Source organism: Mycobacterium sp. smrl_JER01 (genome assembly GCF_048513595.2).
Taxonomy (GTDB): domain Bacteria; phylum Actinomycetota; class Actinomycetes; order Mycobacteriales; family Mycobacteriaceae; genus Mycobacterium.
The window spans coordinates 59,487-73,481 of sequence record NZ_JBLXXK020000001.1; the positions used below are offsets into that span (position 1 = coordinate 59,487).

The following is a 13,995-nucleotide window of genomic DNA, read 5'->3' on the forward strand; positions in this document are numbered from 1 at the left end:
GAATCCCCAGTGAGATCGTTGGTCGTCCTGCAGGCTCTCGGCCCTGCATCGCAACCCGGGCTTTCGACACAGGGTCCGGAACCCGGGCATCATCGCCCCATCTGAGTCGATAGCTATGCGATGATCCGCGCTAGACGGCGGTTGGCCGCCCACATCTGTTTCAGATGTGGGCCCGCGGAGTCACCGCCGTCGCATCCGCCGGCATGTAACTGTTCGTGGGCGAGGCGCCTCGAACCGAGAGAACGGAACGGGTTGAAGACAGACGACATCGCCAAGGTGCGCAATACGCTGTGGGCCGCTGCTGACGAGCTGCGAGCCAACTCGAAGTTGACGCCGGTTCAGTACCGAAATCCAGTACTCGGCCTGGTGTTCCTCGCCTACGCGGAGAACCGTTTTGAGGCCCTCCGCGGTGAGGTTGAGTCGAAGGCGTCCGCTCGCAACCCCGCGACGCCCGCTGACTACAAGGCCAAGTCCGTGTTGTACGTGCCGGAGGAATCGCGGCTGTCGCACCTTAACGAGCTTCCGGAGGGGGACGACATTGGCAAGGCCGTCGACGAGGCGATCAAGGCGATTGAAGCCGCCAATCCCGAACTGAAGGACATTCTGCCGCGTGGCTACCAAAAGCTCGAACGGTCTACTCTGATCGAGCTGCTGCGGTTGTTCGCGCCGCTACCCACACAGCTCGAAGGTGACGCCTTCGGCTTCATCTACGAAGACTTCCTGTCGAATTTTGCCGCGCAAGAGGGCAAGGGCGGTGGCGAGTACTTCACGCCTTATTCAATCGTGCGACTGATCGTGGAGATTCTCGAACCGTTCGCAGGCCGCGTCTTTGACCCCGCTTGCGGATCAGGTGGAATGTTCGTCCAATGCGCGAAATTTGTTGAGCGTCACAACGACTCAGCGAACCGCAAGCTCTCTATCTTCGGTGCGGAGAAGACCGACGACACCGTGCCGCTGGCGAAGATGAACCTTGCGCTGCACGGGCTCTCCGGTGACATTCGGCAAGCCAACAGCTACTACGAAGACCCCCACCTGGCGGTCGGCGCCTTCGACTACGTAATGGCAAACCCGCCCTTCAACGTCGACAAGGTCAAAAAAGAGCAGCTTGCCGGCGACAAGCGATTCCCCTTTGGTATCCCGAAGCCTGACAACGCCAACTATTTGTGGATTCAGCAGTTTTATGCGGCGCTCGGGCCAAAGGGCCGCGCAGGATTCGTCATGGCCAACTCAGCAGGTGACGCGGGGCATTCAGAGAGGGAGATCCGCAAGCAGATCGTCGAATCTGGTGCGGTCGACGTGATGGTCGCGATCAGCTCGAACTTCTTCTACACGGTGACTCTCCCCGTGACGCTGTGGTTCCTGGACAAGGCCAAGGTAGGAACACAACGCGAGGGCACTCTGCTCTTCCTTGATGCCCGACATACCTACCGGCAGATAGACCGTGCCCACCGCGACTTCACGGCGGAGCAGATCGAGTTCCTCGCGAATGTCGTGCGTCTCTACCGAGGTGAAGCAGTCGAGACTGTCGCGGGCAGTGACGCACTGCTGAAGGAGCACTTCCCCGACGGTATGTACGTTGACGTCGCCGGACTCTGCAAGGTCGCGACGCACTCTGAGATCGAAGCCCAGGGTTGGAGTCTGAATCCCGGCCGCTACGCCGGCTCCGCGGCCGTGGCTCAGAACGATGAGGATTTCACAGCGAAACTCGAAGAGCTATATGAAGAATTCACCCGCGTCAGCGATGAAGCAGATGGTCTGCGCAACAGAGTTGATGCGGCCGTGCAAGGGATACTGGACGCATGAATGTCGGCGATCTGGTGGATGCGGGTTTTGCTGAGATCAAGACTGGTCCGTTCGGGACACAACTCAGAGCCTCCGACTACGTAAGTGTTGGCCGACCGGTTCTAAATGTTCGCAACGTGGGTTTTGGCGATGTCCGGCCCAAGGATTTGGAATACGTTGACGAGGAGACCGCCCAACGCCTCTCGACTCACCTGCTGACGGTAAACGACATAGTCTTTGGTCGGAAGGGTGCAGTTGAGCGCCACGCCTTCATTCGCGATAAGTTCGATGGAGCAATGCAAGGCAGCGACTGCATTCGACTACGCGTCTCGGACAATTCACCTATGCCAGCACGCTTCATTACCTTCGTCCTCCGAACGAAGCAGCACCAGGCTTGGATGCAATCTTTTTGCTCGCACGGCGCAACAATGGCGTCACTAAACCAAGACATAGTTCGACAGATCCCTTTGCCGGAAATTGACGCGAGCCACCAAGAACTCGCTGTCGAAGTGCTTCAGAACATTGACGATTTGATCGACAACACCCGACGGCGAGTGGAGGTGCTGGCCGAGATTGCGCGAACCATCTACCGCGAGTGGTTCGTGGAGTTTCGCTACCCCGGCCACGAAGCCATCCCCCTCGTTGACTCCGCCGTCGGGCCAATCCCGAAGGGATGGGAGGCGAGTACTTGCGGGGTTGAGCTGAGCTTCATTGGCGGGGGTACACCGTCGAAGAAGGAGCCTTCGTACTGGGAGGACGGAACAGTGCCCTGGTATACGCCGACGGACCTCACCCGGAATCGGTTGCGGTATGCGGCGGAGCCAGCACTTCGGATTACAGAACTGGGGGTCGCAAGGAGTTCTGCGCGCCTGTTCCCAGTCGGATCGGTGTTGATGACGAGCCGAGCCACACTGGGGGTTCTCGCTATCGCAGCAACGGAGGCAACTACTAACCAGGGGTTTATCGTCATCTTGCCGGACGATCGCTGGAGTCCCGGATTCATCTACGAGTGGCTCGACTCCAAAGCAACCCAACTGGCTGCGCTCGGCACCGGCGCTACGTTCAAGGAGATCACGAAGGGCGCCTTCAGGAGCTTTCCGTTCGTTTTGCCAGCGCCGGGTGTGCTCGACAGCTATCGCACGACGACTGACCCCATCGAACGACAAGCTCAAGCCCTTGAGGGGCAAATTCGGTTGCTTTCAGAACTCCGCGACATTCTCCTGCCGAAGCTCGTCACCGGACAGATCGATGTTACGTCACTCGACCTGAATGCAATGGCGGGAGAACAGGTGGCGTAATGATGGCAAGGGGTCCAGAGTACGACTACGTAGAGAAGCCCAGCATGAAGTTACTGGCTGAGCTTGGCTGGACCCCGGTGGATGCCTTCCACGAAATCCTCGGCGCCGAGGGCACGGTCGGACGTGATTCGCAGCACGATGTGATTCTTACCCACCGCCTGCGCTCAGCGATGCGGAAGCTCAATGCCGAAGAAGTGCCCGACCTCGCGATCAACGAGGCGATCGAGGCGCTGACCAAAGACCGTTTGGTGATGGATCGGGTCCGCGCCAACCGCGAAGTTTATGACCTGCTGCGCGACGGCTTCCAGGCCGAGTGGGTAGATGACAACGGAGACAAGCAGATTGGGACACTGCGGTACCTCGATCTGCGGGATTCCGTAAACAACGATCGGCTGGCCGTTCAGCAAATGTGGGTGAAGGGCCCCTTGCACAGCCGCCGCCTGGACGTCGCGCTATTCGTCAACGGCGTACCGCTGGTAGTGCTGGAGTTCAAGGAGCCGAACGCGTCGGTAAAGTCGGCCTTCGACGACAACATCACCGACTACCGCGACACCATTCCGCTGCTCTTCATACCGAACTGTCTTGTCCTGCTGTCGAACGGAAGCGAGGCGAAAGTCGGGTCGACGTATGCGCCGTGGGATTACTTCTCGGACTGGAAGGTTATCGACGCCTTCGGTGCACGTAGTGAGATCGCATTGCAGACAGCTCTACGCGGTACCTGCGATCCTGCGAACCTGCTCGACTTGTTCGAGAACTTCGTCGCTTACATGGAACGTCCCGGCGGATTGATCAAGATCGTCGCGCGTTCGCACCAGTACCTCGGCGTCAACGCTGCGATCGAGAATCTTGATCGGGCGCGCGCTGTGCACGACAAACGCCTCGGCGTCTTCTGGCATACCCAGGGGTCGGGCAAGAGTCTGTCGATGTTGTGGTTCACTCAAAAGGTGCTCCGGCATGTCCGGGGCAAGTGGACCTTCGTAATGGTCACTGACAGAACTGAACTCGACACGCAACTCCACGGAGAGTTCGCTGACGCTGGTGCGATCCCGCCCGAAGCGCGGATCCACGCAGACTCCATCGCGCACCTGCGTGAACTGTTGGTGGCCGACCACCGTTACGTCTTCACTCTCATCCAGAAGTTCCAACCGTCCAAGGGCCAACGAGAGATGCCGGTGCTGTCCGACCGGTCGGACATCATCGTGATAACCGATGAAGCACACCGCAGCCAATATGACACCCTCGCTCTCAACATGCGGACCGCGCTGCCCAACGCTTCGATGATGGGCTTTACCGGAACTCCGCTGATTGCTGGCGAAGAGCAGGCGACCCGTCAGCAGTTCGGTGACTACGTGAGCATCTACAACTTCGGTGATGCCGTCGTAGATGGCGCCACGGTCCCGCTCTACTACGAAAACCGGATCCCAGAGCTACAACTCACGAACGTTGAGTTCGCAGACGAACTCGACGCGCTGCTGGAGGAAGCCGAGCTCGATGAAGACGCTGAGGGTGCGCTGGCACGCAAATTCGGTACGCAGTACACCCTGCTGACTCGTCCCGAACGCCTGAAAACCCTCGCCAGAGACCTAGTTACGCACTTCGTCGGGCGGGGATTCTCCGGAAAGGCGATGTACGTTGGCCTCGACAAAGCAGCGGCAGTGAGGATGTATGACCTCGTTAACGAGGCTTGGGCCGAGCACCTCTCTGACCTGCGACGCCAGCACGATGCGCTACCGGAGTTGGAACGGCCGTGGGTGGTATCGCGGATTGAGCTGATGGAAACCACCGACATGGCGGTCGTGGTTTCGCAAAGTCAGAATGAGCTGAAGATGCTCGATGACCTGGGCCTCGACATCCGCCCACACCGCGAGCGGATGAACCGCGAAGACCTTGCCGAGAAGTTTAAAGACCCGACTGATCCTTTGCGGCTGGTGTTTGTGTGCGCGATGTGGATGACCGGTTTCGACGCCCCGAGCGTGTCGACCGTCTACCTCGACAGGCCGATGAAAAACCACACCCTCATGCAGACCATCGCTCGCGCCAACCGCGTCTTCCCGGAGAAGGACAACGGTCTCATTGTCGATTACGTCGGAGTCTTTCGGAACTTGGAGAAGGCTCTCGCCGTCTACGGTGCAGCGAAGGAGGGGGAATCGCCTATTGAGATCATTGACGCCCTCGCGGGTGAACTCGACGCTGCCGTCGCAGATCTGATCGCTTTCTGTGCCGGCGTCGGCGTCGACCTGATCGCAATGCGCGATGCCGAGGGCTTCGACCACGTCGCCAAACGGGACGCTGCCATCGAGGCGTTGTTGGTTGACGAACAGACCCGCAACGACTTCACGACCAAGGCTCGGCAGGTCCGCCGACTCTTCAAGGCATTGCTTCCAAACCCGAAAGCGGCTGCACAGCAGCGTAACGTTGCTGCGATCCGAGTGTTGGCCGAGCGTATTCACGAAGTCACCAAGCCGCCGACACCTGACATTGGAGTTGTCGCCGACGCCGTAGACGCCCTGCTGGATCGATCGGTGGGGGCCGAGGAGTACGTCATCCGCGCTGCTGCCGAGGGCAGCGAGCCGGACCCACTGATCGACCTATCGCAGATCGATTTTGACGGACTCGCAGCGAGACTGGCCGGCCGCAAGCGCGCAGAGACGGACAGGATGGCTCAGCTTCTTCGGCAGCAAGCCATCGGCGCGGCGTTGCGGAACCCGACGCGCTACGAGCTGGTCGAGCGTATCGAGCAGCTAATTGCTGACTACAACGCGGGCAGCGTCAATATCGATGAGTATCTGCGTCGTCTCATCGAGCTTTCACGGACACTCACTTCCGAAGAGGAACGAGCGGTCCGCGAAGGCATGACCGAGGAAGAACTTGCGATCTTCGACCTCCTCACTCAACCTGATCCCGTGCTCACCGCCGAGGAGCGGGAGAGAGTTCAGGCGAGCGCGAAGACACTGCTCCAGCATCTGCATGACAAGCTCGTCCAGGATTGGCGACGCAAGGTCGACGTGATGAACGACGTCAACAGCACCATCCGCCACATACTTGACGAGGGATTACCCGAGGCGCCCTACACAGTCGATGTCTTCCGCGAGAAGGTTCAGCTCGTATACGACCATGTTCTGAGTGCGTACGGAGATGACGGTGAGAGTGTTTACACCAGACGCGTAGACGTCGGCTTCCCACCTCAGACAACGGGGCAGGTGCCTTTGGGTCCAATTGATGTAGACAAGATCGCCGATGATGTCGTGGCGCGCATACATACAGATCCCGCCTTCGCCGAGCAGGTCGCGCGACAGCTGCTGGACCGGCCGGATGCGGCCGTCTGAAGAGTCAACTAGTTCACGACGACCTGGCAAGCAAAGTTCGGGTGGTTGCGGTATCCCCTTTCGATCCTTGCTCTTGACCATTCCTCTGTTAACGGAAGGCCGCTCATGAATGAGCCTGTAGGCACAGGTGATCGGGTCCCTGTGGATGCGATTCACGATGCCCGAATTGACTGCTACTCCGTTATGACCCAGATGGCGATCGGCGATTATCTGCAGGTCGTCGCGAAGCCCCTTGCCAACCAAGGGGGGATCGAAGGACAACGCGCTGTCCTGGGCACGACAACGGCTCGTCGGATACGCGACCGTATGGTTTCGGACCTTGTGAAAGGGACGGTGCTACCGCCAATCGTCATCGGTGTTGTCGTCGACGGGTCCACATTCAAGGAGTTGCCGCCCCCGGACTACGACGCTCTCCGCATGATTTTGACGAGCGTCCCCGGCGAGGCCGTTTCTATCATCGACGGAATGCAGCGCACCGCCGCTTTGCGCGCGGCAAGTGACAAGGATGAGTCAGTGCTCAGCCGGCCGATTCGAGTCGAGTTCTGGTTGACGGAGAGTGTGCGTGCCCTGATCTATCGCATGCTGGTGCTTAACACCGGCCAAGTGCCCTGGACCCTTGATCGTCAGATCGCCGTGGTGTTCGCATCGATGCTTGGAGAACTCCGGGAACGAGTACCCACGATTGAGAAGCTGATCACCCCGGATGAGCCGGGGCGCAGGGTGGGCGCCGCGCAACTAAGGTTCGACTCGATTGTCGAGATGTACATGGCGTTCTCCTTGCGGAAGGCAACGATAGACACCAAGGAGCAGGTCTCGGACGAGTTCTCCCGGCTGGACTTTGTCGAGAACCTGGACGATGCCAACTTTCAGGATCAGTTCTACGAGGTGCTTCGCATGCTGGTCGATCTCGACAAGGCCTTCGCGCGCGCCACGTCAACTGATGATGCTGGGCTAAGCGGGCGCCAGGTGTTCGACAGGCAACCAGCGCGCATCGGATTCGCTGTTGCGCTTGGGATTAAGATCATCGGCCGTCCGGGCGAGGAACGCGATTCTGAGCAGAAAGCGGCCGCCTTGCATCGGCTGAAGTCCGAGCATGCAGCGTTTCTCGCCAAACTTGAGTCGCTGGATGATCAAGACCTCCGCGACTTCCTCCGCCTCGATGTTCTCGAGGAAGTCCTTGATAGGCGCGTCGGTCAAGTCGGGCGCTATGAACGCGGAGTTTTTCAAGAGGCCTTCAAAGTGCTCGTCGATGAGCACTTCGACGTGGTGTCTATGGAGATTTGCTGGCGGGCGGCATAGCGGTGTCACGCAGTGCCAAGGACACCGCAGCCACGATTTTCGGGAAGCTTGGTAAGTACGCCGCCGATCGCGGAACGTCGGTCCCCGACGGAGAACGCTACATTTTTCTCGATGAGACCGAGTACGACGTTCTCGTCGCGTCCAGACGGGTCGCGCACTTGAAGTTCGGACGAGCCCAAGCCGCCGCTCTCATCAAGGCACCGGCCGGCGAAGTGCTGGCGCTCGCGGGGTTCGATGCCGAGGGCTTGGCCCGGGCGGAGCGGATCAGAGAGGTCGACCTATCCCCCGGACTCGTGGTCGCGATGCTTGCCGACCTTGAGGTAGACCCTTCAGTCAGTCCCGCGCTGGTCCTCAACGTCGTTGCAGCAGGGAGCAAGGACGACGCCGAATATCAAGGTCATGATGTCGCCGACGTAATGAAGCTCTATCCACCTTTACGCATGTTGGAGATCGACGACGACGTGGCCGGCACACCGAACTTCCATGCCAACGTCCTCGCCGTCTGCGCGAAACAGGGCGCACATGGTAATGGGTGGATCGAACCGGACCTCGCGGAAGAGCTCGCGTTGCTCGCGGAGCAGCGGGTTGCCGGCCTTCCGTACGAGTTCCTGACCCGAGCAGTGCTCGACCTCAACCCATCCAATCTGTTTCTGGCTTTGTACCGCTGTCTGGAAGCTACCTATGCATACGCCAAGGCCACGGAATTGGCGAGCACTCTCGGGATAGATGGGTCTTGGGTTGACGTTGCGCGGGCACTTGGCGACACGCTCAGCTGGTACCCACGCCATGATCAGTCGCTGGCCGCAGTGCTCGCGATGCCGACGGTTGACGCCACCGACCTCGAAGCCTTGGCCCTCGCGTTCGGCCATGACGCGGATAGTGAAATTGCGTCGATTCGCGTTGCCACGGGGTTGAGGGAGCTACGAAACAGTCTCGTTCACTACGGTCCGACGACCCGGCAAGTAGCCATCCCTAGCGACTGGAACGGGTTGTGCGCCCCGCTAGCCCGAGTCGTGGCGAGTGTCTTCGCGCACGCGTACGCGACTCCGGCACCGGCAGAGTAGCTATCCAGCTTCATCACGCGCACAACTGACGACGGTCGAGACCCCGAGCTCTTCGTTTGCTGACTACACGTACCGGCGAGCGGATGCTTTGACTGAGGTGGGCCGGCGGCCAACTGTTCAGGTCACTGACGGCTCTGGTCACTCAATCAATCACCAGGGTGGCGCAGCCCGATCGGACGGCCCAGCATCTTTGCCTTCGTATCGTCGATCGACCTTGTACGTGATGACTTCCTCTGGGTCGAGAACCAGTGTGGGGCTGGCATCTGCTCCATTATCGAGTCGCGTAAGGCCGGGTTCGTCGTGAGCGGCTGGGTCGCCGACCGTGGCGCAATCCGAGCGGTCAAAGAAGAGCACGTATGTCCGCTCTCCTGTTTGTGCACTCGGCAGCGCGATGCCGTCGAGCTTAGGCTGCGGTACCCACCTCAAGTACTCCGTTAGCAGCTGTGTCGGCGCGTACTCAACATGCTGGCGCCCATCAGGAATCACCGGCGTCGTGATGTAGCTGATGAACGACGACAGGAATCGTGCCATTCTGGCGGGTTGCCGCAAGTCGACGCAGAACGGTGAAATAGGTGACGGCGTCGCGGTCAGATCAAGAATGCGAAGCTCGCGCGTGTTGGTGAACTTGCCGATCACAGCTAAAGGTTCGACACCATGGCCAGCTATCTCGGCAATCGCGGTCTGCTGATCAGCGGACGCGTAGAAGAGCGCCACTCCAGCCGGCGACATTCGGTTCGCTGCGGCCTTTCCTAGGGGAGCTGGGCCAAGGTCGTCGCTGTGTCGCCTCAGAGAACCGGCATCCTCACACAGTCGGCCCCGGTATAGCGGAGTTCCTACCGGCATCGGCTTGACAAGGCCCAACTCGGCCTCTGCATACAAGAGCGTGGAGCCGAGGAAGTTTCCCAGCCTGGCGGGTGGATCGGTAGGTGAGCCCAAGCCGACGACCATCCGAGACTGATGCATCGCGATACCAGCGAACTGGTCCCAGGCATAGTCGAGTTCGTCGGTATCGCCGTCAGTGAACCAAGAGGTCCAGACGATCTCATCCCCCATTGCATAGTTGATCAGTTCGAGAATGTCGTCGGAGTACGCGGGTGTGAATGCGCCTCCAGCGACGTCGTAGACCGCCTCCGAAGTGTCGAGCTGAGGTCCGACGTAAGCATGCTCTTCGTTGTCCCACGGCAACACCTCGGCAGCCTCTGCGTAGAAATGACGTAGGGTTTCGACCACTGCGTCGATTAGTTGCTCAAGTGGAACCGCAAAAGGAGCCGTCTCACCAACGGCGCACGCTCTGCCGCAGACCACGCAATCATCCTGGGTCGCGAACTCACTGAGGCGTGTGGCTAGACAGGCGTCGGTCACGTGATCAAGGCACAGACCGCCTTCAATCTCACCGAAGCCTCTGTCTGCGAGCTCAATCCCGCGGTTCTTGGCGAAACCCATGTCGCGATCGAAGCATGGAAGGCACCGGTGGGGAAACTCTCCAAGGCAAGTGGGAGGTGAGGCCGTCTTCGGTGCAGGAGGTGGGCCGTACGCTCGATGTCACGCCGTGCGTGGCCGAGGATTTGCAATACTTCCGAGGGGAGGCAGCCTAGTGACAATCCGCAAGGACTCTGAGGGCTCCCTCCAGCAGCGGAAAAACTTGCTCGACGACGAGATCCGCAGTTGTTCGCGCTGTGCAGGTATGAACAAGGAGGGCGTGACCCAGGCTGCGCCGGGCTGGGGAAATCTGTATTCACCGGTCGTGATTGTGGGGCAAAGCCTCTGTGAGCAGTGCATGAAGCCGCAGGAGCCCTTCTTCGAGGGAAGCGGAAACTTGCTCAACGAAAGTCTGCGGCTCGCCGGCCGCGCCAAGGGCGAGACATTCATCAGCAACGTGGTGCATTGTCACCCGCCCAAGAATCGTGGGTCCCATGAGCACGAGATAGTGAACTGCTCGTCATATCTGCATCGCGAGCTCGAACTGGTCCGCCCACGATTGGTAATCGCGCTCGGTGTCGACGCCAAACGTGTTCTGTCATTCTTCTACCCGACGGCGCGGGTCTCTCCGTGGCCGTTCCGTGCGCCTAGCGGTCGGCAGCCGCGTTCGCCCTACTTGCTTTTCGCCAAGCATCCCGCCTGGATCAAGCGCCAGCACGACAGCGCACTCGAACAGGAGTACGTCCATAGTCTGGCCGACGCCATGAGGTGGGCCTTTCACGATGCTGCCCCCGGTCTTGAGCCCACGTGCGCTGGGATGGCCGACGTCAACGCAACGGACTGACCAACGGCCGTGGCACCATCTTCGCGTCACTCAATACTACTAAGTGCCACTTGGATGGTCGCTATCTGGATCGCGGACGTCGTGCTCAACTCCGTCTTGGTCCACGTTCCAGCCGGGATCCTCTGGCCCATCGAATAATTCGGCTATGTCAGGCCATGTCCGCCACTCGCGTGATGTCGGAGGCGTTTCGGACGCCATCGTTCCCACCTCCTTCTGACTTAGCCCGTGACTGCCTCAACCGACACCCAGGGTACCGGCGTCGGTCGCGCGAGGCGGTCGTTGCCATGTGCTACCGCCCTTGGGTAACCGGACGGGGATAGACCATCGCGACAGGCCAAGCGAGTATCCCGCTGTGAGAGTGGGAGATACGAGTCGGATATTCAGATCGTGCCGTGAGCCCGGATGGCGAACAGCAGGGGGCTGCGGCCGCTGCATTTCACGTGTCACCCCTGCGGGTGAGACTGACGCACGTGAGTGACACCGAACCGCAGTGGCGGCACATCTGCGAAGTATGCGGGGTGGAGGAAATCTTGACCCCGGGTGATGCATTCAACCTTGGGTGGGACTATCCACCGCGGATGGGCCAGTTCGGCGTCGTCGGCCCCCGCTGTTGCCCGAATTGCCCCAACGTCGGAACGGTCTGGTGGGCTCTCGCGGTTGACGGCTATACCGAGGACATGCTGACCCAAGCGCAGCGGGAGACGGTCAGACGCATCGCGGGTGAGCCGCGATCCATTGCGGTGCTCGGTGATTGACTCGGAATGAGTCCTTGACGAGTGCCGTCGGGCAGCGGAACTCGTTCACCAGCGGTACCGTCGACTCTCTACTGGCTCCACGGAGGTGTGTTGTGGCACAACGAACACCGAAGAAGGTGGTCGTGTCGGACGAGGCCCTCAGGAACGCTGGCCGCCGCGCCACGAAAGCCTCGGCCAAGCTGGCAGGAAGGGTAGTTCCGCCTGACCATCGTCGTAGTGCAGCAGTCAAGGCATATCTCGCAAGGCAGCAACCGCGGCAGGGCTGAGCTCGGAGGTCTGTCGGTCCTGGCCGGTACGGTGCCCGATGCGGTCACTTGGGAAAGGGGCGCGGATGGATCATGACTGGATCGCCGCACGACGGTTGGTGTCGGCATCTCATTGCGGTGCTGTGGACAACGTCGCTGTTGTCGACGAGATCAACACTGCTGGACGGTGGAAAGCGGTGACGCTGGCATCAGTCGGCGAAGTGGCTGCGACCGCCCACCAGGTACACGGATCAGCAGCCCAAGATTTCCTGAACCAGTGACTGGCAGCTGCGCTCGATCGCGATCGGCAGACAGGGGAACCCTGAAGTGAATCCCCGGTGCTATCGGATCGAGTGGTTCAGCATCGCCCGTGGCCGTTGATCTTCGTGAACTGACGCTGTTCGTCAGCGACTTTGATGCGGCCGCGCGCTTCTATGAAGCGATCGGATTGGCGTTGTTCTGCATCGAGGAGCCGGAACATCCTCGCCATTACGACGGCGAACTGGGGCTGCAGCTGTAGCCGGCGACTGCGCGGCGCCCGGTGAGCCAGTTGCAACTCGGCTTCGTGGTCGAGGATATTTCGGCCACCGTTAGGCGGCTTGACGCCGCCGGAGCGTCGTGGACCTGCGACCTGCCCAACTTCGTGCGCACCTCGGACCCCGAGGGCAACAAGATCACCCTGACGCAGCCCCGATGAGGAAAAGACCCGTCAGTGTCGGCCCGCCGTGGTTACCTACTACCGGAGCGTTGTCTGTGGGGAGAACCAGAATGGCAGAGTTCGAATACACGCAGTGGCGTCATCGGTGGCCCGAAGTTGTGGTGCAGCGCCGTACCCACGAGGCCGTCGAACTGTTGACGCGCTACTACGCCGTCACCGCTGCCGGACGACCGGCCTATTCAGGATTGAAATTCGAGGCAATGGCCGCGCTGAACAGTGATCCGTATTCGATTGGGCCCGCCGACTTCACCGCCGCCTCGATGCTCAGTGTCGATATCCCTGCCCAGGCGGCGATCCGCCTGTTAGGTCGCGACGCCCGCGACATCACCGTTTTGCTGCACGACATCCCGGTGGACGTCGACATCATCACCATCGACCCCGACGACCTGACGGCCGGTGGGCCTGCCAGCCGGTTGTGGCAGGTGCTGCGTCGAGGTAACGACGGTATGGGAAGAACCCGGACCAGCAAGCTCATCGCTGCCAAACGTCCGCGGCTCATCCCCATCTGGGACAGCTTCGTTGAGCAGGCCACCGGCCTGGACACCGTGGACTACTGGCGACAGTTCCAAGCGGTCCTCGCCGCCGACGACCGAGCGATGTGGACGTGGTTGACGCAAATCCGCAGCGATGTGCCGAATATGCCTGTTGCGGTGTCGAATCTGCGGATCCTCGACGTGCTGCTGTGGACGACAGTCGATCAGCAGCGCTGACGGGTGTGCGACGGTAACCCCACCCAGGGGCCGCCGCCCGGGTTACGGCTGTTTTCCGTGGAAAACCTTTGGCACGCAGCCCTACTGACTGCAATGTGATCTACAACACATTTATGCGGCTCTGCGGGGATCTGGCAGCTCTGGGTCCCGCTGGTGTTGTCGTGGGCAGTGTTGCATCTCGTAACCGGCATTTTCCGACACTGCTGCACGTCAGCGTGCTGCGATCGTTACCACAGGTGGAAACCTTTCCTGCAGAGGGAAATTGCTATGTGCCGCCCAAAGTTCAGGATGCGCCGGATGACCAGACACGCGTAGATCGTGGCTACCGCGATCACCTCAAGTAACGGTTTAGCTTCAGCCATGCCGGTGCTGTACCGGCAATTCGACCGGAGGCGAGCAATGGACAGACCACCCAACAGGGTGCGGGAGCGGGTCCGGGTCGAGTTACGGCTGCCACCTCACGTGGCCCAGATGATCTACGACCGTGCCCAGCACTGGGATGTCTCACTGTCCGAGGCCGGGTCACGTCTTATCC

13 protein-coding genes are annotated in these 13,995 nt (G+C 60.3%); 12 read left to right on the top strand and 1 reads right to left on the bottom strand.

All coding sequences use genetic code 11. The features are described 5' to 3' along the window. The first annotated feature begins 252 nt into the window (after positions 1–252). From ACNUDN_RS00315 to ACNUDN_RS00335, 5 genes are all read left to right on the top strand, one after another. On the top strand, positions 253–1,803 hold the full coding sequence (locus ACNUDN_RS00315; protein WP_419120090.1) for a type I restriction-modification system subunit M: 1,551 nt from the start codon (positions 253–255) through the stop codon (positions 1,801–1,803). After that, on the top strand, positions 1,800–3,080 hold the full coding sequence (locus tag ACNUDN_RS00320) for a restriction endonuclease subunit S (RefSeq protein ID WP_419120091.1): 1,281 nt from the start codon (positions 1,800–1,802) through the stop codon (positions 3,078–3,080). The genes ACNUDN_RS00315 and ACNUDN_RS00320 overlap by 4 nt, the downstream gene beginning before the upstream one ends. 44 nt (positions 3,081–3,124) lie before the next feature. Next, on the top strand, positions 3,125–6,406 hold the full coding sequence (locus ACNUDN_RS00325; protein ID WP_419120092.1) for a type I restriction endonuclease subunit R: 3,282 nt from the start codon (positions 3,125–3,127) through the stop codon (positions 6,404–6,406). 141 nt (positions 6,407–6,547) lie between these two features. Beyond that, positions 6,548–7,705 (top strand): hypothetical protein, encoded by a 1,158-nt coding sequence (locus ACNUDN_RS00330; RefSeq protein WP_419120093.1) that lies wholly within the window; start codon positions 6,548–6,550, stop codon positions 7,703–7,705. After that, positions 7,687–8,769, top strand: a complete 1,083-nt coding sequence (locus tag ACNUDN_RS00335) for a hypothetical protein (RefSeq protein ID WP_419120094.1) — start codon at positions 7,687–7,689, stop codon at positions 8,767–8,769. The genes ACNUDN_RS00330 and ACNUDN_RS00335 overlap by 19 nt, the downstream gene beginning before the upstream one ends. A gap of 150 nt (positions 8,770–8,919) precedes the next feature. On the opposite strand, the gene ACNUDN_RS00340 is transcribed toward ACNUDN_RS00335, so the two are convergent. Beyond that, positions 8,920–10,212 (bottom strand): RES domain-containing protein, encoded by a 1,293-nt coding sequence (locus ACNUDN_RS00340; protein ID WP_419120095.1) that lies wholly within the window; start codon positions 10,210–10,212, stop codon positions 8,920–8,922. A gap of 151 nt (positions 10,213–10,363) precedes the next feature. Here ACNUDN_RS00340 and ACNUDN_RS00345 point away from each other — a divergent pair, with 151 nt between their 5' ends. From ACNUDN_RS00345 to ACNUDN_RS00375, 7 genes are all read left to right on the top strand, one after another. Next, on the top strand, positions 10,364–11,032 hold the full coding sequence (locus ACNUDN_RS00345) for a uracil-DNA glycosylase family protein (RefSeq protein WP_419120096.1): 669 nt from the start codon (positions 10,364–10,366) through the stop codon (positions 11,030–11,032). Positions 11,033–11,502: 470 nt separating this feature from the next. Then, the gene (locus ACNUDN_RS00350) at positions 11,503–11,787 is read left to right on the top strand and encodes a hypothetical protein (protein ID WP_419120097.1); all 285 of its coding nucleotides are present in this window, start codon (positions 11,503–11,505) and stop codon (positions 11,785–11,787) included. A gap of 331 nt (positions 11,788–12,118) precedes the next feature. Continuing rightward, positions 12,119–12,313, top strand: a complete 195-nt coding sequence (locus ACNUDN_RS00355; RefSeq protein WP_419120098.1) for a hypothetical protein — start codon at positions 12,119–12,121, stop codon at positions 12,311–12,313. Between the two features lie 89 nt (positions 12,314–12,402). After that, positions 12,403–12,552 carry a hypothetical protein gene (locus tag ACNUDN_RS00360; RefSeq protein WP_419120099.1) on the top strand — a complete coding sequence of 50 codons (150 nt, stop codon included), beginning with the start codon at positions 12,403–12,405 and terminating at the stop codon, positions 12,550–12,552. Between the two features lie 21 nt (positions 12,553–12,573). Further along, the gene (locus ACNUDN_RS00365) at positions 12,574–12,729 is read left to right on the top strand and encodes a VOC family protein (protein WP_419120100.1); all 156 of its coding nucleotides are present in this window, start codon (positions 12,574–12,576) and stop codon (positions 12,727–12,729) included. Positions 12,730–12,800: 71 nt separating this feature from the next. Beyond that, positions 12,801–13,460, top strand: a complete 660-nt coding sequence (locus ACNUDN_RS00370) for a DUF6308 family protein (protein WP_419120101.1) — start codon at positions 12,801–12,803, stop codon at positions 13,458–13,460. 95 nt (positions 13,461–13,555) lie between these two features. Beyond that, positions 13,556–13,804, top strand: coding sequence for a hypothetical protein (locus ACNUDN_RS00375; RefSeq protein WP_419120102.1), 249 nt, complete (start codon positions 13,556–13,558; stop codon positions 13,802–13,804). Positions 13,805–13,995: the final 191 nt, after the last annotated feature.